This window comes from Corallibacter vietnamensis, assembly GCF_039537875.1.
GTDB lineage: Bacteria > Bacteroidota > Bacteroidia > Flavobacteriales > Flavobacteriaceae > Corallibacter > Corallibacter vietnamensis.
Genome location: NZ_BAABBI010000001.1, coordinates 261,725 through 284,297, shown reverse-complemented (window position 1 = coordinate 284,297; position 22,573 = coordinate 261,725). Strand labels below are relative to the sequence as shown.

The 22,573-nt window shown below is 33.5% G+C and carries 13 protein-coding genes; 11 read left to right on the top strand and 2 right to left on the bottom strand.

What is annotated here, in order from left to right:
• Positions 1 to 58 precede the first annotated feature (58 nt).
• Genes ABD690_RS01360 through ABD690_RS01335 form a run of 6 tightly spaced genes read left to right on the top strand, consistent with a single transcriptional unit; the run spans position 59 to position 13,642 of the window.
• Positions 59 to 2,002, top strand: a complete 1,944-nt coding sequence (locus tag ABD690_RS01360; RefSeq protein ID WP_344726269.1) for a glycoside hydrolase family 13 protein — start codon at positions 59 to 61, stop codon at positions 2,000 to 2,002.
• A complete protein-coding gene (locus ABD690_RS01355) occupies positions 1,999 to 5,487 on the top strand; it encodes a TIM-barrel domain-containing protein (protein WP_344726267.1) in 3,489 nt (1,162 codons plus the stop codon). Before ABD690_RS01360 ends, ABD690_RS01355 begins: the two co-directional genes overlap by 4 nt.
• Before the next feature lies 1 nt (position 5,488).
• Positions 5,489 to 7,372, top strand: coding sequence for an alpha-amylase family glycosyl hydrolase (locus ABD690_RS01350; protein WP_425554887.1), 1,884 nt, complete (start codon positions 5,489 to 5,491; stop codon positions 7,370 to 7,372).
• 33 nt (positions 7,373 to 7,405) lie between these two features.
• Positions 7,406 to 9,070 (top strand): alpha-amylase family glycosyl hydrolase, encoded by a 1,665-nt coding sequence (locus ABD690_RS01345; RefSeq protein ID WP_344726265.1) that lies wholly within the window; start codon positions 7,406 to 7,408, stop codon positions 9,068 to 9,070.
• Between the two features lie 10 nt (positions 9,071 to 9,080).
• Entirely contained in the window at positions 9,081 to 11,198 is a 2,118-nt protein-coding gene (locus ABD690_RS01340) for a glycoside hydrolase family 97 protein (RefSeq protein WP_344726263.1), read from the top strand.
• 56 nt (positions 11,199 to 11,254) lie between these two features.
• On the top strand, positions 11,255 to 13,642 hold the full coding sequence (locus tag ABD690_RS01335) for a GAF domain-containing protein (RefSeq protein ID WP_344726261.1): 2,388 nt from the start codon (positions 11,255 to 11,257) through the stop codon (positions 13,640 to 13,642).
• On the opposite strand, the gene ABD690_RS01330 is transcribed toward ABD690_RS01335, so the two are convergent.
• A complete protein-coding gene (locus ABD690_RS01330) occupies positions 13,632 to 14,909 on the bottom strand; it encodes a Pycsar system effector family protein (protein WP_344726259.1) in 1,278 nt (425 codons plus the stop codon). The two genes, ABD690_RS01335 and ABD690_RS01330, sit on opposite strands and share 11 nt — an antisense overlap.
• Positions 14,910 to 15,108: 199 nt before the next feature.
• Here ABD690_RS01330 and msrB point away from each other — a divergent pair, with 199 nt between their 5' ends.
• From msrB to ABD690_RS01305, 5 genes are read left to right on the top strand one after another with little or no spacing between them, the layout of a single operon-like run.
• Positions 15,109 to 15,561, top strand: coding sequence for a peptide-methionine (R)-S-oxide reductase MsrB (gene msrB / locus ABD690_RS01325; protein ID WP_344726257.1), 453 nt, complete (start codon positions 15,109 to 15,111; stop codon positions 15,559 to 15,561).
• Entirely contained in the window at positions 15,561 to 16,097 is a 537-nt protein-coding gene (gene msrA / locus ABD690_RS01320) for a peptide-methionine (S)-S-oxide reductase MsrA (RefSeq protein ID WP_344726255.1), read from the top strand. Before msrB ends, msrA begins: the two co-directional genes overlap by 1 nt.
• 16 nt (positions 16,098 to 16,113) lie before the next feature.
• Positions 16,114 to 16,353, top strand: a complete 240-nt coding sequence (locus tag ABD690_RS01315; RefSeq protein ID WP_344726253.1) for a glutaredoxin domain-containing protein — start codon at positions 16,114 to 16,116, stop codon at positions 16,351 to 16,353.
• Entirely contained in the window at positions 16,350 to 17,912 is a 1,563-nt protein-coding gene (locus ABD690_RS01310) for a protein adenylyltransferase SelO (protein WP_344726251.1), read from the top strand. The genes ABD690_RS01315 and ABD690_RS01310 overlap by 4 nt, the downstream gene beginning before the upstream one ends.
• 52 nt (positions 17,913 to 17,964) lie before the next feature.
• Positions 17,965 to 21,648 carry a metallophosphoesterase gene (locus ABD690_RS01305; protein WP_344726249.1) on the top strand — a complete coding sequence of 1,228 codons (3,684 nt, stop codon included), beginning with the start codon at positions 17,965 to 17,967 and terminating at the stop codon, positions 21,646 to 21,648.
• On the opposite strand, the gene ABD690_RS01300 is transcribed toward ABD690_RS01305, so the two are convergent.
• Positions 21,631 to 22,443: a hypothetical protein gene (locus ABD690_RS01300; protein ID WP_344726247.1), complete on the bottom strand. Its 813-nt coding sequence runs from the start codon at positions 22,441 to 22,443 to the stop codon at positions 21,631 to 21,633. The genes ABD690_RS01305 and ABD690_RS01300 overlap by 18 nt on opposite strands.
• Positions 22,444 to 22,573: the final 130 nt, after the last annotated feature.

Below are 22,573 nucleotides of genomic sequence, written 5' to 3'. Positions count from 1 at the left end.
TTGTATTATTCTGTTTGTCATTCCGCACTTGATGCGGAATCCACAAAAAACAAAGATTATGAATAAATGTGTTTTAATGCTGCTCTTTAGTGCAATTTTGTTGGGCTGTAAAAAACCTGAAAAAGAATCAGTTGATGAAACGTCAGTTTCAGAATTTATCAATAAAAACGATATTGATCGTGTGGAACCACCTAATTGGTGGACTGGTTTTAAAAATGATAGCTTACAACTATTGGTACATCACCAAAATATTGGGAGTTACCAACCAAGTATTGAATATCCAGGAGTAACTATTGCACATGTAAGTAAAGCAGAAAAAAGCAGTAACTACCTGTTTATAGATGTCATCATTTCAAACAGTACCAAAGCAGGAACTTTCAATATCATATTTAAAAATGATAACAACGAAGAACTCGTAACCACTTACGAGCTTAAAGCTAGAGAAAAATCAGCTGAAGATTTTATAGGGTTTAATAGTTCAGATGCTATTTATCTAATCACACCAGATCGTTTTGCAAACGCTAATCCAAACAATGATACGTTTGATAATTTAAACGAAAAGCACATAGATAGAACCAATGATTATGCACGTCATGGTGGCGATCTTCAAGGAATTACAGAGCATGTAAACTATATTAAAGATTTAGGTTTTACTGCTGTTTGGCCTTGTCCTGTGCTAACTAACGACATGCATCATGCATCGTATCATGGTTATGCTATTACTGATTATTATCAAGTAGATCCAAGATTTGGTACAACCGAAGACTACAGAAAATTAGCAGACGAATTACGAAAAAATAATATGAAGCTAATTATGGACCAAGTCGCAAACCATTGCGGTTTGGAACATTGGTGGATGAAAGACTTACCATTTAGTGATTGGGTAAATTACCAAGCGCATTACGAAGCAAATAAAGCCAATTGGAACAATGAGATTGTAAAACGTTCATCACATAGAAGAACGGTAAACCAAGATAGCTACGCTTCAAAAATTGATAAACAAGAAATGAGCGATGGTTGGTTTGTGCAAGCAATGCCAGATCTTAATCAACGTAATCCATTTATGGCAAAGTATCTTATTCAAAATAGTTTTTGGTGGATAGAAACACTAGGTCTTGGTGGTATTCGTCAAGATACTTATCCATATCCTGACAAAGATTTTATGAGCGATTGGGCTGGAGCTATAATGGCAGAATATCCAAATTTTAATATTGTAGGTGAAGAATGGTCAAGCAATCCGTTGTTAATTGGATATTGGCAAGACGGTCATCAAAATGCAGATGGGTATGACTCTAACTTACGCTCAACTATGGATTTTGCTATGCAAGAAAAAATAGTTTCTGGATTAAAAAATAAAGAAACTTGGGGAACTGGTCTTAAAGAAATATACGAAGCATTGGCTAACGACTTTCATTATACAAGACCTGAAGACATTTTAGTGTTTCCAGACAACCACGATATGAGTCGTATTTTTACGCAATTACAAGGTGATATTACCAACACAAAAATGGCGTTGAGCTATTTGGCAGTATTACCGCGTACGTTTCAAATGTATTATGGTACAGAAATCTTAATGAATGATTTTGATAAACCAGGTGATCACGGATTAATTCGTACCGATTTTCCTGGTGGTTGGGAAGGTGATGTCGTAAATGCGTTTACAGGCGAAAATCTGGAAGAAACTAAAAAAGATATGCAGAGTTATGTATCTAAACTGATGAATTTTAGAAAAAACTCTAAAGCCATTCATAGCGGAAAAACCATGCACTTTGCACCAGAAGACAATACCTATGTTTTAGCAAGGTTTAATGATGACGAAACAGTTGTTCATATTCTGAATAAAAATGAAGACGCTTTTAATTTAAATACAAGCCGATTTGAAGAATTAGGTTTGACAGGAAAAACGTTAAAAAATGTATTTACAGGAGAAACTGTAATTTGGAAAGATAGCATTGTTTTAAAAGAAAAAGGATCTATAGTATTAACAACAAAACTTAAATGAAACAACTAACCTACATCTTATGTCTTCTTTTATTCCAAACAACGTTTGCTCAAGTTACTATTGTTGTAGAGCAAGTGCCAAAGGAAACGCCAGAAAATGCTTCAATATTTATTTCAGGTGATTTTGAAGGTTGGTCTGGAGGACAAAAAGCTTATCAATTAGAGTTACAAGATGGTCGTTATACCATCACATTACCTCAAAGCGAAGGCACTATTAATTTCAAGTTTACGCAAGGTACTTGGAGTTCTGTTGAGTGTGATAAAAAAGGTTTTGCTATTGAAAATCGTAGCTACACATTTGGTAGTAAACCTGATACTTTAAAACTAAAGATAGCAGGTTGGGACAATTTATTTGATGTTGAAAATGCTTCAACAGTCACAAAGCAGGTTACAGTTCTATCAGATACGTTCAACATGCCGCAACTCAACCGTAAACGACGTGTTTGGTTGTATTTGCCAGCAGATTATAAGACCTCAAATCAATCGTATCCTGTTGTGTATATGCACGACGGACAAAATTTATTTGATAAAAAAACATCCTCATATTCAAATGAATGGAGTGTTGATGAAACACTAGATAAACTATTCCGAAATAAAAATTTAAAGCTTATAGTTGTTGGTATTGATAATGGCGCAGATAAGCGTCTGGATGAATATTCACCTTTCAAAAATGAAAAATATGGCGGAGGCGAAGGCGATGCCTATTTAGAGTTTATCGTCAATACACTAAAACCTTACATTGATGCTAATTACAACACCTTAAAAGATAAAAAGCACACAGCCATTTTTGGGAGTTCAATGGGAGGTTTAATTTCGCATTATGCAGCCTTAAAATATCCTAACGTATTCGGGAAAGTAGGTGTGTATTCACCAGCATTTTGGTTTGCGCCAGAAATTGAAAATTACACAAAATCGCATGCAAATTTAAAAGACACAAAAATGTATTTCCTTGCAGGAGGAAAAGAAGGTGAAAAAGCAGGTTTTGATGAGATAAGTCAGACCGTTAAAGACATGAATCAAATGATTTCTGTTTTAAAAAACAATGGTTTTTCTGCTGAAAACATAAGGTCAAAAGTTGTTCCTGACGGAAAACACAACGAAACATTATGGCGAGAAAATTTTGAAGATGCTATTACGTGGTTGTTTCAAGATGCTATAAAAACGCGCGAGTTTGTTAATGCTTCTTTTAGCAATAATGAGCTAAACGTGAAAGTTTCTGATGGTTCATATAACATTCAATTCTTTACATCTAAAATTGCAGAAACCACCTTTCTGCCAAAAGGTGAAACTGCAAGTGCAAAACCATCTCACGCAGTGGTTTTAAATAAAGTATTTTCTAATATTCAATTTTCTGAAACCAATTCAGAAGTGACGTTAAAATCTAAAGATTTATCGGTTCTTATAACCAAATCACCTTTCAATATTTCGTATTGGAAAGACGGAAAAGAAGTCATTTCAGAAAAAAATGGCTACCAAAAAAATGATGCTTTTGAGACCATTCAATTTAGTCTAACACCTGATGAAGTGTTGTATGGAGCTGGAGCTAGAGCTTTAGGAATGAATCGTCGTGGTCATCGTTTGCAGCTTTATAATAAAGCGCATTATGGCTATGAAACTACAAGTGAGTTAATGAATTTTACCTTGCCTATTGTGATGTCGTCAAAACAGTATATGGTACATTTTGACAATGCTCCAATAGGATATTTAGATTTAGATAGCAAAGGCGATAATACGCTGACTTACGAAACCATTTCTGGTCGTAAAACGTATCAGGTTATTGTTGGAGATTCTTGGTATGATGTCATAGATAATTATACCAATTTAACAGGAAAACAACCTATGTTGCCACGTTGGGCTTTAGGAAATTTTTCAAGCAAATTTGGTTATCATTCTCAAAAAGAAACATTAAAAACCATTGATGCTTTTAGAGAAGAACATATTCCTGTTGACGCAGTGATTCTAGATTTATATTGGTTTGGAAAAGAAGTTAAAGGAACCATGGGTAATTTAGCGTTTCATAGAGATTCATTTCCAAATCCAAAACAAATGATTAAGGAATTACAGAATAAAAATGTAGAAACCATACTCATTACAGAACCATTTATATTAACAACATCTAACCGTTGGAACGAAGCAGTTACTAACAATGTTTTAGCAAAAGATAGCTTGGGCAATCCAGCAACTTATGATTTTTTCTTCGGAAACACAGGCTTGGTAGATGTATATAGTAAGTCTGGTTACAATTGGTTTAAAGGTATAAATAAAGACCTATTGAATCTTGGTATAACTGGAATTTGGGGCGATTTAGGAGAACCTGAAGTACATCCTTCCAGTGTAATTCATGCAACAGGAACAGCTGATGAAGTTCATAATACCTTTGGTCACGATTGGGCAAAACTGGTTCAAGATGCTTTTCATGAAGCTTTACCGAATCAGCGACCATTTATTTTAATGCGTGCTGGTTATTCAGGTTCGCAACGCTATGGTTTAGTGCCTTGGTCTGGAGACGTCAACAGAACTTGGGGCGGATTACAAAGTCAGCCAGAAATTGCATTGCAAATGGGAATGCAAGGTTTAGCCTATATGCATAGTGATCTTGGTGGTTTTGCAGGAGCAAATCTTGATGACGAATTGTATGTGCGTTGGTTGCAATATGGCGTTTTTCAACCAATTTATAGACCTCATGCGCAAGAGGATGTGCCAAGTGAACCGGTTTTTAGAAGTGAGAAAGCCAAAACCTTGGCTAAACAAGCTATAGAATTACGTTACAGGTTGTTGCCTTATAATTACAACCTCATGTTTGAAAACAACCAAACAGGAGCACCATTAATGCGACCATTGTTTTTTGAAGAGTGTAAAGATATTTTATATAGTGATGATACTGCCTATTTATGGGGAAGTGATATTTTGGTTTCACCAGTGACTTATGCTGGAGCAAAAAATCAAGTGATTTATCTGCCAAAAACATCTAATTGGTTTGATTTTTATTCCGATGAATTATACAAAGGAGGTCATCCAATTAATTACGAAATAAAAGAGAATAGCATACCAACATTTGTGAGAGGCGGAAGTTTTATTCCTATGGCAAAACCAATGCAATCAACAAAAACCTACAATGGTTCGGTGTTAGAACTTCATTATTATTTTGATAAAGAAGTAGGAAGTAGTGATTATCAAATGTATAATGACAATGGTTCAACTGTTAACGCTTTTGAAAATGGAAACTACGAAATTCTCGAATTCAAATCTGAAAGCAGTCAGCGCTATTTAGAATTTGAGTTTAATGCAGAAATAGGTAAGCATTTTTTAAATGAAACAAAAGAAATCGAGCTTGTTATTCATAACATTTCTAAAACACCAAAACAAATAAAAATAGGAAGTCAAAAAGTTGAAGGTGATTACAATATCAATAATTTAACCTTAAGACTTGATATGACTTGGAATACTTCAACCAAAAAAGAAATTAAAATAAAGCTTAACAAATAATATGCGTTCAAGATATATAGTTACTCTAATTTTAGTCGCTTCAATAGTGTTTAGTTGTAAAAACGAGCCAAAACAAACTATAAAAACTGGAGAAACTAAATCAGTGATGAAAAAGAAAGAAGTCGTTTATCAAGTATTTACAAGACTATTCGGAAATACCAATACCAACAACAAACCTTGGGGAACTTTAGAAGAAAATGGCGTTGGTAAATTCAACGATTTTACGGACAAAGCACTTGCTGAAATCAAAGATCTCGGAGTGACACATATTTGGTACACAGGTGTGCCACATCATGATGTGATAACGGATTATACTGAATTTGGCATTTCTAACGACGACCCAGATATTGTAAAAGGTCGTGCAGGTTCGCCTTATGCGGTTAAGGATTATTATAATGTCAATCCAGATTTAGCCGAAAATGTTGAGAATAGATTACAAGAGTTTGAAGCTTTAATCGAGCGTTCACACAACGCAGGTTTAAAAGTGTTAATAGATATTGTGCCAAACCATGTGGCTCGTAATTATCAGAGTTTAACGAATCCTGAAGGTGTAACAGATTTTGGTGCAGAAGATGATAAAACTGTGACTTACGCAGTCAATAACAACTTTTATTACAATCCAGGAGAACCATTTAAAGTACCAAATTGGGAAAACGGTTACCAGCCTTTAGGTGGCGAAAACCATCCAAAAGCCGATGGTAAGTTTAAAGAAATTCCTGCAAAATGGACAGGTAACGGTTCAAGAGCGTCGCAGCCAAATATGAACGATTGGTACGAAACCGTAAAAGTTAACTACGGAATAAATCCAGAAGGTCAAAAAGATTTTGATGAATTACCTGAAGGTTTCGATAACGAAGATTACAAAGCACATTATAACTTCTGGAAAGACAAAACCGTACCAAGTTCTTGGGTAAAGTTTAAAGACATTGCCTTGTATTGGACAGCCAAAGGAGTAGATGGTTTCCGTTTTGATATGGCAGAAATGGTGCCTGTGGAATTTTGGAGTTATATGAATTCGCACATCAAAATGCAGAATCCAGATGCGTTTTTATTGGCTGAAGTTTACCAACCGCATTTGTACAGAGATTACATCAAAAAAGGAAAAATGGATTACCTGTACGACAAAGTACAATTGTATGATACACTAAAACACGTGATGCAAGGTCACGGAAGCACGTACAATATTCCACCAATTCAAGAGGATTTAAAAGATATTGAGCACCATATGCTTCACTTTTTAGAAAATCACGATGAGCAACGTATTGCAAGTCCAGATTTTGCAGGTAATGCTGAAAAAGGAAAACCAGCAATGGTAGTGTCTGCAACCATTAGCACATCGCCAACAATGGTGTATTTCGGTCAGGAATTTGGCGAAAAAGCTGAAGAAGATTTAGGTTTTGGCGACCCAACCCGAACCTCTATTTTCGATTATGGAAGTGTGCCAAGCGTTGTACGTTGGGTAAACAACAAACAGTTTGATGGTGGTCAATCTACCGAAGATGAAAAATCATTGAGAGACTTTTACAAACGTTTGTTAAACTTCACAATTAAGAGTGAGGCTTTAATGGGAGACTATCAAGATTTACAGCATTACAATCAACAACATACGGAATGGTACAACGATAAAGTGTTGAGTTTTGCGCGTTGGAGTGATGATGAAAAACTCATTGTTATTTCAAACTTTAATGCAGAAAATACTTATGGTTTTGAATTGCAATTACCAGAAGATTTGGTCTCAAAATTAGGTTTGAAAGATGGAGATTATCAAGTAGAAGATCAGTTATACAAGAATTATACGTCAACTTTAAAAGTTGAAAACAGTAGAGCAAAAGTGAGGATAGATATAAAACCTCTGGAATCTTTCATTCTAAAAATCAACGAATAATTTGAATTCATGTTACGCAGAAAATAAATACCAATGAAAAAACTAACTTTAGCAATACTTACGATCACTTTAGCTATGTCATGTAAGCAAGAAACAAAACAAGACGAATTAAAACCAAAACCAGAAACGCCATTTGTTTGGGAAGGTGCCAATCTTTATTTTCTGCTAACTGACAGATTCAATAACGGAGACACCTCTAACGATGTTAACTTTGATAGGACTAAAGAAACCGGAAAATTGCGTGGTTTTGAAGGAGGAGACATCAAAGGGATTACACAAAAAATCAAAGACGGTTATTTTACGGATTTGGGCATCAATGCCATTTGGATGACACCAATTGTAGAGCAAATCCATGGAGGAACTGACGAAGGCACAGGTTTTACATATGCATTTCACGGTTATTGGGCAAAAGACTGGACCAAAATTGACCCAAATTTTGGGACTGAAGAAGATTTAAAAGAATTGGTAAAGGAAGCACACGCCAAAGGCATTCGTGTAGTGTTAGACGCTGTGATTAATCACACAGGTCCTGTAACAGAAAAAGACCCAGTTTGGCCAGACGAATGGGTAAGAACAGATAAACAATGTACTTACGATACTTACGATAATACTATAAGCTGTACACTTGTTGCTAATCTGCCAGATATAAAAACAGAAAGCAATGAAAATGTGGAACTACCACCACAATTGGTAGAAAAATGGAAAGTTGAAGGTCGTTACGACCAAGAAGTAAAAGAGCTCGATGCCTTTTTTGAAAGAACAGGACATCCAAGAGCACCACGTTTCTATATAATGAAATGGTTAACCGATTACATCACTGATTTTGGTATAGATGGTTATCGTGTAGATACCGTAAAACACACAGAAGAATATGTATGGCAAGAATTTAAGAAAGCATGTGACTATGCATTTGAAACGTATAAGAAGAATAATCCAGATAAGGTGTTAGACGATAACAACTTCTATTTAGTTGGCGAGGTTTATAATTACGGCATTTCAGGTGGTCAGTACTATGATTATGGAGATAGAAAAGTGAACTATTTTAATCCACCAAGCTTTCAAAGTTTAATCAACTTTGAATTCAAATGGAATTCAAAAGAGTTGAGTTATGAAGACGCTTTTAAAAAATATAATGATAGTTTAAATGGGCCATTAAAAGGTTTTGGAACGTTGAATTATTTAAGTTCTCACGACGATGGTAGTCCGTTTGATGCTAAAAGAGAAAAACCATACGAAACCGCAAATAGATTATTGTTGTCGCCAGGAACATCACAAGTTTATTATGGTGACGAATCTGCAAGGTCGTTAGTTATAGAAGGCACACAAGGCGACGCTACTTTACGTTCGTTTATGAATTGGGAAGCTGTAAATTCAGATGCAAAAACCAAGGAGGTTTTAGCGCATTGGCAAAAGTTAGGACAGTTTAGAGCAAATCATCCTGCTGTAGGTGCTGGTATGCATCAAATGATAACTCAACAACCTTATTTATTTTACAGAAGCTATCAACAAGGTGACTTTAAAGATTTGGTAGTTGTTGGTTTAGACTTACCAAAAGGCGAAAAAGTTATCGATGTTTCTAAAGTTTTTGAAGAAGGCGAATTGCTTCAAGATGCATATTCTGGTGTTAAAGCCACTGTAGAAAACGGAAAAATTACCATAAATTCGAATGCTAATATCGTTTTAATAGAAAGACAGTAAATCAATTTTAATGAAATTCAATCTTATCCCATTAATCCTTACAGTCCTTTTCTTTTCTTGTTATCAAAAAGAAAAACATATTACTGAATTGACTTCGCCAAATAGTGAAGTGAAAGTAAATTTCAACCTTAATGTTCAGGGACAACCGTTTTACACAGTAATGTTCAATAACAAAACCATAGTGGATAGCTCTTACTTAGGGTTTGAGTTTACAAATGCTAAAGCTTTAAAGGATAATTTCAATATTTTGAAAACAACAGCAAGTACATTCAATGAGACTTGGGAAATGCCTTGGGGAGAACAGGTAGATGTAGTAAACCATTACAATGAATTAAGAATTGAATTACAAGAAACATCAGAATTAAAACGAAAACTAAACCTTGTTTTCAAAGTGTATGACGATGGTATTGGATTCAGATACGAATTCCCAGAACAAAAAGGTTGGACAGAAGCACTGATTAAAGATGAACATACAGAGTTCAATTTAACAGAAGACTACAAAACCTTTTGGATTCCTGGTGATTGGGATATTTATGAGCATTTGTATAATACTACAAAATTATCAGAGGTTGATGCTCTACAATTTGCGAACCATAAGAATTTAGCACAAACCTATATTCCGGAAAATGCTGTTAATACACCAGTTACTATGGTTGGTGCAGATGGAACACACTTAAGTTTTCACGAAGCAGCTTTGATAGATTATTCAGGAATGACTTTAAAAGTAGATACTAAAAATCTTGATTTAAAAAGTAATTTAGTAGGTTCAGAAAATACTGATTATAAGGTAAAACGAATGTTACCTTTTGAAACACCTTGGAGAACCATTCAAATCTCAGATAACGCACCAGAACTTATAGAATCAAAGTTAATCGTGAATCTAAATGAGCCAAATAAACTTGGAGATGTATCTTGGTTTACACCAATGAAGTACACAGGAGTTTGGTGGGAAATGCACTTGGGGAAATCCTCTTGGGATTACGGAATGACTCAAAATATGAGTACTTGGACAGATACAGGAGGTGCACACGGAAAACACGGAGCAAATACTGAAAATGTAAAACGTTTTATAGACTTTTCAGCAAAAAATAACATTGGTGGTGTTTTAGTTGAAGGTTGGAATACAGGTTGGGAACATTGGATTGGTTTTGAAGACCGTGAAGGTGTGTTCGATTTTGTAACACCATATCCAGACTATGATATTGATGAGGTTACACGATATGCTAAAGAAAAAGGTGTAGAAATTATAATGCACCATGAAACTTCTGCAGCTACTGAAACCTACACTAAACAACAAGATACAGCCTATGCATTAATGCAGAAATACGGCATGCATTCGGTAAAATCTGGTTATGTTGGTAAGATACTTCCAAAAGGTGAGTACCATCACGGACAGTATATGGTAAATCATTATAACAATGCAGCTATAAAAGCTGCAAAATACCAAGTGGCAGTAAATGCACACGAACCTATTAAAGCAACAGGATTAAGAAGAACCTATCCTAACATCATTTCTCGCGAAGGTTTAAGAGGTCAAGAATTTAATGCTTGGTCAAGTGATGGTGGTAATCCGCCAGAGCACTTACCAATAGTAGCTTTTACAAGAATGTTAGCAGGACCAATAGATTATACACCAGGAATTTTCAATATTAAATTTGATGAATATAAGCCTGACAATCAGGTAAACACCACTATTGCTCAACAATTAGCATTGTATGTGGTAATTTATAGCCCAATACAAATGGCTGCTGATTTGGTAGAGCATTACGAGGCGAACCCAGAGCCTCTTCAATTTATAAAAGATGTTGGAGTAGATTGGCAACAAACCAAAGTATTGAATGGAGAAGTTGGAGACTTTGTAACAATTGCAAGAAAAGAACGTCTTACAGAAAATTGGTTTGTTGGAGGTATTACTGATGAGAATGCTAGAACAATTGATGTAGATTTTAGCTTTTTAGATGCAGATGTAACGTACCAAGCTACAATTTACAAAGACGGTAAAACAGCACATTGGGATAACAACCCAACAGATTTAGAGGTTGAAACGCTTACAATGACAAAGGCGTCTAAGTTATCATGTAATTTAGCAGCCGGAGGTGGTTTCGCCATTAGTTTAATAAAAAAATAATAGCGTAAGTAAATAAGGAGTTATACGACTTAAGTTATTATTTGTAGCTTTGCAATATGAAAGGTTTGAATGGTAATTTAGAGTCTCCTTTTACGCTTAAGATTAGTTTTAATAAGCTGTTAGAGCAATATGAGGAATTAGCAAATAGTGAAGATACATTTCTATCTGCTAAGTCAAAACGTGTTTTAAAAACAGCCGAGGCTTATCCGGAACTGCGTCAAGGGTTTACGAATCTTGAAGTTTTAAAAGAAAGAGAAAACGAAATAAAACTTTTACTTCAAGATTCGTTTAGTCCTGTATTGACAAAAAATGAGATTAAAACAGCCTCTATGCCGTTTCATGATATTATTTTTAATGAATCTGAACGATTTAAAAAAATAATAAGTGATGCAGGAGATGATTTTAAACTTACCATAAATAACTTACCAGAAGATTATTTATACATAGCCGCTTGTACTATTATTCTCAACATTAAGTATGGTTATGATTTAAATTTTAAAAGACCTTTTTTCTACGAGATACCGGGAGCAGATGGTATAATGAGGTATTATAAAATACTTTATAATGCTGATTTTACTGAAATAGAAGCAACAAGTAAAGCTCCTAAAATAACACAAAATGATGTAGATGAATTATTAGATAATTTTGATAACATTGAAATGTGGAAACAAAAATTTCCGCCAAACACTTATGTGTTTAGTGGCTTTGTTATTTCTAATATTTTTAATGTAACTGATGATCACGCTATATCAACAATAAAATCAAATTTAATTGCTGAAGGAAAACGAAAAGACGAAAATTTTATTGAGAATTTTCAGTCTATTTTTAAGTCGTTTTTAAACATACCTGATATTAAGGTTGGTTTTTTAGTTTACAATAAAGATGATCAAACTTTTGATAGGGTTTATGGAGAAGGTATGTGTAGTTTCTTACTTCACGATATAGATTCTAATAGCTGTGTTGATGTATTTTGCGAATGGTCATACAATAAGCTGTTAAAAGAAAATAAACCAGTATCAATATCTAATGTAGATAATGCGTTTAAGCAATCATCAAGTGCATGCACACCTCAAATTAATGCATTGCACGAGCAAGGTATAAAGAGTGCTATTTTTGCTCCTATTGCTAATGATGAAGGCTTAATGGGAATTTTAGAGTTAGTGTCTAATGTGCCTAAAGCATTAAATAGTATTAATGCCAATAAGTTGGTAGATGTTATGCCATACATTGTGGCAGCGGTAGAACGTTCTAAAAACGAACAAGAAAACCTTATTGAAGCTATTATTCAACAAGAGTGTACATCAATACATCCTAGTGTGCATTGGCGATTTAAACAAGCAGCGCAGTTATTTATAAAAGAAAATATTTTTCAGAATAAAAACACAGCTTTTAGTAAAATTTCATTTAAAGATGTTTACCCATTATTCGGACAAATAGACGTAAAAGGTTCTTCTGAAGCTAGAAATTTAGCAACACAAAAAGATTTATCTCTACAATTATCTTACGCCGAAAAAATAATTGATAAAGCTTTAAAAGAAAAGAAAATGCCTGTTTATGAGCAAATCATGTTTCAGGTTGAAACTTTTAAAGAGCAATTAAAGTCAGGTATAAAAGTTGATAGCGAACACCAAATAACAACTTTTTTAAAGCATGAAGTTGGTCCGTTATTTGACCTGCTTCTTAAATCAGAATCTAGCTTAAAAGATGAAATAAAAGATTATTTAAGCAAGCTGGATGATGATCTTGATGTGATATATCATTACCGTAGTAGTTATGATAATACCATAAAGCTTATAAACAAGAATATGTCAACACTATTAGATACTAGGCAAATAGATGCTCAAAATATGTACCCACATTTTTTTGAGCGTTTCAAGACCGATGGTGTAGAGCATAATATGTATATAGGAGAGTCTATTACTAGAGAAGATAATTTTAATATGATATATCTCTATAACTTGAGATTGTGGCAAATTCAAGTTATGTGTGAGATGGAAAACGCTTACTATAGTAATCAGCAGTTATATCCAATTTCGCTTGATGTAGCCTCTATGATACTTGTTTTTAATCAACCACTTTCTATAAGATTTAGAATGGATGAAAAACAATTTGATGTAGATGGAACTTACAATGCAAGATATGAAGTTGTGAAAAAACGTGTAGATAAAGCTTTTGTAAAAGGAACTGATGAGCGCGTTACTGAAAAAGGTAAATTAAGTATTGTTTATTCTCAAAGCGAAGATGAAGATGAATACTTAAGATACATAGAGTTTTTCCAAGCTAAAAAACTACTAGGTGACGATGTGCAAATAGTAGAATTGGAAGATCTTCAGGGAGTAACTGGATTAAAAGCCTTAAAAGTTAGTATTTTATATCAGCATGAAAAGGCTGATGAAAATGAATTTTACACCTATGATGATTTAATGCAAGCTATTAAAAATTAGATACAATATAAGCATCTTTAATAGGTGTTTTTACATCATTTTTTTCAATTTTAATTGAAATAACATCCTCAAGCTTTTTATTACTTTGTAGCTTAAAAGACACAGCAAAAGATAATACAGATATTATCATGCCAATCATAAAAATATTATAAGTAAGGCGTAAAATTCTGTATTTTCTATCAAGCACTTTTCCTAAAAAATATAAATCTTTTGTTAGTGAACTGTAAACATAGTCTTTGTCTTTCAAAAGTTCGTTAATTGCCCATTGATATTCGTTAAGTTCCATTTTATGGAAATTACCAAAAAACGTAAGGTTAACATCTTTGTTTTCTACATCTTCTTTAGTAAACTCTCCACGTGTTATATTGGGTTTTGTAGCAATAATTGATAACACCATAGATATAACGCTAGAAACCGTAAAAATAGCGGTAGGAATAATAAGGTATTGATTAGAAGGGTTGTCTAGTTTAGACATTAAGTTAGACAGTACCAACGAAATAATAATGGCGTTTACCGATAGCAAAATGTTAGCTTTTGTATCAGCAATATCACTTAATTTAATGTGGTTTCTTAAAGCAACTCTATAAAAGGTTTGAATGCCTCTTTCAGGACTTTCATTTTTATATTGAGCTTTGTATTTTGCTTTTTGTTTTTCGCGCTTTTCACGCTTTTTTTGTTTGTTTTTTTCTTTTATTAAGCTTGCTAAATTACTCTCTTTTTGGGGTTGCCAGTTCTTTAAAGCATAATCGGTATAAAAAGTATGTTTCTCGGTAAGTACCTTAATGTTTCCTTCAAGCCATTCACTAGGAGAATATGTTGCTATACCTTGAATTTCAAATTCTTTTCTTAAAAACTCGCTAGTTTCTTTAAAATAATCTTTTCCAAAGTGAGACGCATCAGCATCTCTAATTATTTTTTCTAATTCAGTTTTAGGAGAATCTTTAAATTTTGTTGCCATAATACAAGCGTTTACAGCATCAATGATAGATTTATCTACGCCATGATCATTTAAAAACTTTGTAGCAATTTTTACACTTTCTTCTTCATGACCGTCTCTTGTTTTTGTGTAACCAGTATCATGAAGAATAGCGGCAAGTTGTAGAATTTCAGCATCTTGTTTGCTTATTTCAGAATGAGAGATTATTTCTCTTAAGCTTCTTAAAACACGTTCTGTATGTGTGAAATTATGGTATAAAAATGTGTGATCAAGTTCTTCTTTAAATAAATCAAAGACATATGCTTCTGCCTTTTCTATAATATTTGTCATAAATTTGATATCTAGGCTAAATTAGACGTACAAATTACTAAAAAATAACTAAAATAAAGCGTTTTTAGTGATATGATATGATTGTAAGTAAATTAGAGAAATAACGACCAATTCAATCAATAGATTAAAGCGAAGAACTGTATTTTTTTACAGTTTTTTTATTAATTTCTAATAACTTAAATTAAAGAAAGGACATAGTATGTTAACTTGGAAAAATGTTATCAATTTTTCAGTAAATGGAAATCCCATACCAGACAAAAGAGTAGAAAAATCTCCTGAAGAATGGCGAGCTATTCTTACTGATGAGCAGTTTAGAATAACCCGAAAAAAAGGAACTGAAATGGCTGGTACAGGTGCATTTTGCTCTAGCCACGAAGCAGGAAAGTATAATTGTGTTTGTTGTGATACGCCATTGTTTGATTCTACCATTAAATTTAGTTCTGGGACTGGTTGGCCAAGCTTTACACAGCCTATAAAAGAGAATGCTGTGAAGTATGAAAAAGACACAACATTTGGTATGGTACGTGTAGAGATTATGTGCAACACTTGCGATGCACATTTAGGACATGTGTTTCCTGATGGTCCAGAGCCGAGTGGCTTACGATATTGTGTGAATTCGGAATCTCTAACATTGCAGAAAGGTACAGTTTAATGAATAATCATTTACAAACAGCAGTAGTTGGAGGCGGTTGTTTTTGGTGTACCGAAGCCGTTTTTCAAGAGGTAAAAGGAGTTATATCTGTAATGTCTGGATATTCAGGAGGAACAGTTCCTGGAAAGCCAACTTACAGAGAAATTTGTTCAGGCCTTACTGGGCATGCAGAGGTTGTAAAAATTACTTTTGATAGTCGTATTATTTCATACAAAGATATATTAGTGATTTTTATGACAACACATGATCCAACAACGTTAAACCGACAAGGCGCCGATGTAGGAACGCAATACAGGTCGGTTATATTTTATGAAAATAGTTTTCAAAAAGATATTGCAGAACAAGTTGTTAGAGATCTTCAAGCGTATTACGATGAAGCTATTGTTACAGAAATAAGTCCATTAAAACCATTTTTTGAAGCAGAAAAAGAACATCAAGATTTTTATAAAAACAATCCTGATTTCGGGTATTGTACATTTGTCATAAATCCAAAGTTGGCAAAACTAAAAAAACTGCATTCTGAAAAATTAAAATAAAAGAAAGGATATCTTCTTGAAACAAATAAAACTATATGGCAGTAGTCAATGCCATAAAACACAATACTATAAAACATTTTTTGAAACGCGTAATTTAAATTACGCGTTTCTTGATGTAAAAAAGAATACTGAATTTGCTTCAGAATTACGTAACTTATACCAAAATGAAGGGTTACATTTTCCAACAATTTTAGTAGAAGGGAAAAGGTTAAGAAATCCTAATGATAAAGAATTGATTAAATGGTTGAATAAATGAAATTAAACATAAAGAATACATTTACAGAAAACCTTCCAGCAGATACTATTACAGAAAATTCAAGGCGTCAGGTTTTTGATGCGTGCTTTTCTTATGTAAATCCTAAATCAACAGCAAAGCCAGAGATACTTCATGTTTCTCCAGAAATGCTCAATGAAATAGGGCTTGATCATGAGGATAGCAAGCGTGAAGACTTTTTAAACGTATTTACGGGCAATAAAATATTAAAAAACACCAAGCCTTACGCTATGTGTTATGGTGGTCATCAGTTTGGGCATTGGACAGGTCAATTGGGCGATGGTCGTGCTATAAATTTAACAGAGGTAGAACATAATAATAACCGCTGGGTTTTACAGTTAAAAGGAGCGGGAGAAACTCCGTATTCACGATCGGCCGATGGGCTTGCGGTTTTGCGTTCTTCAATTAGAGAGTATTTATGTAGCGAAGCCATGCATCATTTAGGTGTGCCAACTACACGTGCTTTGTCGTTAGCGCTTACTGGAGATCAAGTTTTGAGAGATGTTATGTATGATGGCAATCCAGCCTACGAAAAAGGAGCTGTGGTTTGTCGTGTGTCACCATCATTTTTACGCTTTGGTAATTATGAAATCTTTGCATCTAGGCAAGATGTTGAAACGTTAAAAACATTAGTCGATTTTACGATTCATCAACATTTTTCTTTTTTAGGAAAGCCTTCAAAAGAAACGTACATAAAGTTTTTTAAAGAGGTTGCAAAGCGTACTTTAAATATGATTATTCATTGGCAGCGCGTAGGTTTTGTACATGGTGTAATGAATACTGATAATATGTCAATTCTAGGTTTAACAATAGATTATGGGCCATATGGTTGGTTAGAAGGATTTGATTTTGGTTGGACACCAAACACCACAGATAGAGAGCATAAACGTTATCGGTTTGGAAACCAACCCAACATGGGGCTTTGGAATTTGTATCAACTAGCTAATGCTTTATATCCATTAATAGAAGAGGCAGCGCCTTTAGAAACCATTTTAAATCAGTATAAAACAGACTTTGATAAAGAATCTTTAAAAATGATGCGTTCAAAGTTAGGTCTTCAAAAAGAAGAAGCACTCGATAAGTTGTTAATTCAAGATTTAGAAGATGTTTTACATGTATCTGAAACTGATATGACAATCTTTTTTAGGTGCTTAAGTGAATTTGATGAACATGAATCAGATAAATGGTTCCATATTGTAAAAGAAGCTTTTTATACCCTTGAAGAAATTACTGGTGATATAAAAAAGCAATGGCAAGAATGGTTTAGTCGCTATGCGAATAGGCTACAAGTTGAATCAATATCAAATCAAGAAAGAAAACACTTCATGAATGGTGTTAATCCTAAATATGTTTTGCGTAATTATATGGCGCAGTTGGCAATAGATGCAGCAAATAAAAACGATTTCACAATGATTGATGAGTTGTTTCAGCTACTAAAAAAACCTTATGACGAGCAGCCAAAATATCAAAAATGGTTTGCAAAACGTCCGGATTGGGCAAGACATAAAATAGGATGCTCTATGTTATCTTGCAGCTCCTAAAATAACACTAATATCAATAAAAAATAGTAACTTTAAGTTTTAAAACAACCCTATGTTTAGATCTTTAAAAACGATTTTCAGCTTACTAATCATTCTTATTTTAAATGCATGCGCAACTTACAAAACCCAATACAAACAGGGTGAAGATCAATGGCGTAATGAATTACATGGTGGGAAAGAAATTGAACATTCTTTTTACCTTATCGGAGATGCAGGAAATTCTCCTATCGGAACAAAAACAAAGGCTTTACAAGTATTTGAGGAAGCTTTAAATAATGCTCAAAAAAATAGTACAGCTTTTTTTCTAGGGGACAATATTTATCCTAAAGGGTTGCCAAAAGAAGGAGCAAAAGGTTATGAATTTGCAAAACATCAACTAGATGTGCAGCTAGATGCAGTAAAAAACTTTAAAGGAAGAACCATCTTTTTGCCAGGTAATCATGATTGGTATTCTGATGGCTTAAAAGGATTAGAGCGTCAAGAAGATTATATAGATGATGTTTTGGGTAAAAACTCTTTTTTACCTGAAAATGGTTGTGCTATTGAAAACAAAACAGTTACAGATAATATTGAGCTCATTTTTGTGGATGCAAAATGGTATATAACCAATTGGGATAATCATCCAACTATAAATGATAAATGCGATATCAGAACGCGTGAAACATTTTTGGCTGAATTTGAAAGCAGAATAAAAAAAGCACGAGGAAAAACTACTATTGTAGCCATGCATCACCCAATGTATACGAATGGTCCGCATGGTGGTCAGTACTCCTTTATGGAACATATGAAACCAATTCCTGTTTTGGGAACTTTAAAAAATCTATTGCGAAAAACCACAGGTGTTAGTCCTGAAGATATTCAAAATAAACGCTATAATGAATTAAGAAAACGAATTATTACAATTGCTCAAGAGAATAATCATGTGATTTTTGTTTCCGGGCACGATCATAATTTACAGTATTTAGTAGAGGATAATTTAACGCAAATTATTAGTGGTTCAGGATCCAAGTCAACACCAACAAGAAATGTGGGTAGTGGCTTGTTTTCATCAAGTGAGTCAGGATTTGCTAGGTTAGATGTTTATAAAGATGGTTCTTCTTCGGTTTCATTTATAGCAGCCAAAACAGAAGATACTTTATACAAAAAAGAGGTGTATGCTAAAAGAGATAACCCTAACAATACCTACAAACAAGATGTGTCTACAGAAACTATGGCATCTATTTATACCAAGCCAGAGGCAGATAAAGGTAAGTTTTATAGGTTTTTATGGGGAGATAGATATTCAAAAGAATATGCAACTCCTATTAAGGTGAAAACCGTTATGCTTGATACACTTTTTGGCGGATTAAAGCCCATAAGAAAAGGAGGCGGAACACAATCTAATTCATTACGACTGGCAGATTCTACAGGAAGAGAATATGTTATGAGAGGCTTAAGAAAAAATGCATTAAACTATATTCAAGCCTTTGCTTTTAAGGATCAATATATTGAAGGACAATTTACAAATACAGCTGCTCAAGATTTAATTCGTTACGTGTTTACAGGGTCTTATCCTTATGCGCCTTTTGTAACAGCAACATTGTCTGATGCTGTTGGCGTTTTACATACTAACCCAACATTGTATTATGTGCCACATCAAGAAACAATAGGAGTTTATAATGATACATTTGGCGATGAACTTTATATGATAGAAGAACATGCAGGTGATGATCATGGATATCAAAAAAGTTTTGCCTATTCTGATGAGCTTATTGGAACAGACGATTTACTTAATGAAATTAGATCTGATGAAGATGTAGTAATAAATGAACCGGCTTATGTTCGTGCGCGTCTATTTGATATGCTTATAGGAGATTGGGACAGACATCAAGATCAATGGCGTTGGGCAACAACAAAAAAAGATGGGAAAACAATTTATCAGCCAGTTCCTAGAGACCGTGATCAGGTTTTTTCAAAAATGGCTGATGGTTTTATGCTTGGTTTAGGATCTAGATTAGTTCCGGCAGGAAGAATGTTACAGTCTTATGATGATAATTTAAGAAGCCCAAAATGGTTCAATTTATCACCTTATCCACTTGATATGGCATTAATAAGTCAATCAACTAAAGATGTTTGGGACGAACAAGTAAAAGCCATAACAACAAACTTAACAGATGATGTTATTGAAGAAGCTTTTGCTTTTATACCTCAAGAACTACATGATGAAACTCTAGAAGACATCAAATCTAAACTTAAGGCAAGACGAAATAATCTTCAGAATATATCAGATAGGTACTATAAAATTATAAACAAAATAGCTGTTGTAAAAGGAACAGACAAAGATGATTGGTTTGATATAGAGCGTTTACCTAATGGTCAAACAAAAATTACAGCCTATAGAATTAAAGACGACAAAAAAGCTGATGTTTTTCATGAGCGAACTTATGCCAAAGAGGAAACAAAAGATATTTGGTTATATGCACTAGATGATGACGATGTACTGCATGTTTATGGTCAAGGTGATAAACTTATTCCAGTAAAACTTATTGGTGGTCAAAACAATGATATATATAATATTGAAAACGGTAAACGTGTTAAGGTTTATGATTATAAATCAAAAAAGAACACGTTTAAAACCAATAAAGGAAAAGTAAGATTGACGGATGATTATGATATCAACGCTTATGCCTATAAAAAACTTAAATATAACAATAACCAGGTGTATCCTATTTTAGGGTTTAATCCAGATGACGGTTTCAAATTTGGTTTTACAGATACCTATACCGTAAATGGTTTTAACAGAAACCCTTTTAGTTCACAACATAAATTATCAGCAGCTTTTTATGCTGCTACTAGCGGATATAACTTAACATATCAAGGTGAGTTTGCTAATGTGTTAGGTAGTTTTAATCTAGGCTTAAACGCGGTGTTTACAAGTCCTAATTATAGTATCAACTTTTTTGGATATGGTAACGAAACAATAAACCCAAATGCTGAAAACGATGAGGTTTTTGATAGAGATTATAATCGCGTAAAGTTAAGTACTATAAGAATCGCACCTTCACTAATTTATAAAGGAAATTTAGACGGTCAATTTAAACTTACATTAAGCTATGAAGCTATTGAAGTAGAACAAACTTATAATAGATTTATCAATACATATTACCTTTCAAACGTAATTGAAAACAATAATAATTTCTTTGGAGCAGAGGTTTCTTATCATTTTGAAAATAAAAACAACACGGCTTTTCCTTCATTAGGAATGCATGCTAATTTTCAAGTAGGGTATAAGACCAATCTAGATAACTCTAATAGCTTTGGATACATCATTCCAGATCTAGGTTTTGATTTTAAATTAGAGCCTCAAGGGAAATTGGTTTTAGCTACAAAATTAAAGTCACAGATTACTTTAGGAGATGGCTATGAGTTTTATCAAGCGGCATCAATTGGAGCAAATGATGGTTTAAGAGGATACAGAAATCAGCGTTTTACAGGAAAGGATTCTTACTATCAATTAACAGATGTTAGATATATGTTCAGTAAAATGAAAACCGGTATTGTGCCAATAAATTTAGGTGTTTATGGTGGTTTTGATTACGGCCGTGTTTGGCTTAAAAATGATCCGTCAGATAAATGGCACAACGCTTATGGTGGCGGATTTTTACTAATTGCAGCCGAATTATTCACAGGTGATTTTTCACTATTTCATAGTGATGATGGTTTCAGATTTGCTTTTGGATTAGGGTTGAAGTTTTAAACTATAAATATTTCCGCCATCGCTGCCTTGTCTTTCATCGGTAATAAGAATGGTATTATTTGTTTTAAAACAAATGCCTTCTTTTTGTGAGTTATGTCCAAACGGAACAATTTCAATATGACCTTTAAAGAAATTATCAGCGGTGAAATCTGAAATTTTCCAAAGTTTATCGTGGTTTAATAAAATGACTGTTTTTCCGTCGTTGCTAATATCAGCCGATGTTATTTTGTTGTGCTTACCTTCTAGATTAAACTCTGTAACTAACTCGGCTTTTTGTTTGCCAATTTTATTAGCCACTTTTACAACTTTAAACGAACCCGATTCTTTGGTAAATAAGTAAAAATAATTGTTGAGTAAAAAGAAAGATTCATAATCTTCATCTTTCAATTTTTTAGGCATTTCAATGGTTATAATTTCAGCAGTGGTTTTATCTACTATATTGGCTGGATTTTTTACTTTGTATATAGTAAATGTTTTACGTTTTCCTTTATTATTACCAAAATCACCTATATAAATATTTCCATCGCTATCTGATGTAAGATCTTCCCAGTCAATGTTTTCAGCGTTACTTATATCTATGTCTTTTATAATGTTTCCGTTTAGGTTAAGTCCGTATAAATTATTTTTATTGCCGGCGTCTTCAATAACCCAAATCAAATTAGAGCTTGAAATATATTCAGCAGCAGAAACTTCTTTTAAGCTATTTGCTATATCGCCTATGACATTAAGTTTGCCAGTGTTGCATGATAAAAGAATAAAAAATAAACCTGTGAATTTTAATAAATTAGATGTCATAAAAAGCTATATTTAATAAGTTGAAGTATACTGTTTTTATAAATAAAAAGAAAATATTCAATCTTAAACTATCCCTAAAATGTGTGTAAACCCGTTAGTATTTTATAGTTTTGAAAACACTTACAGTAAA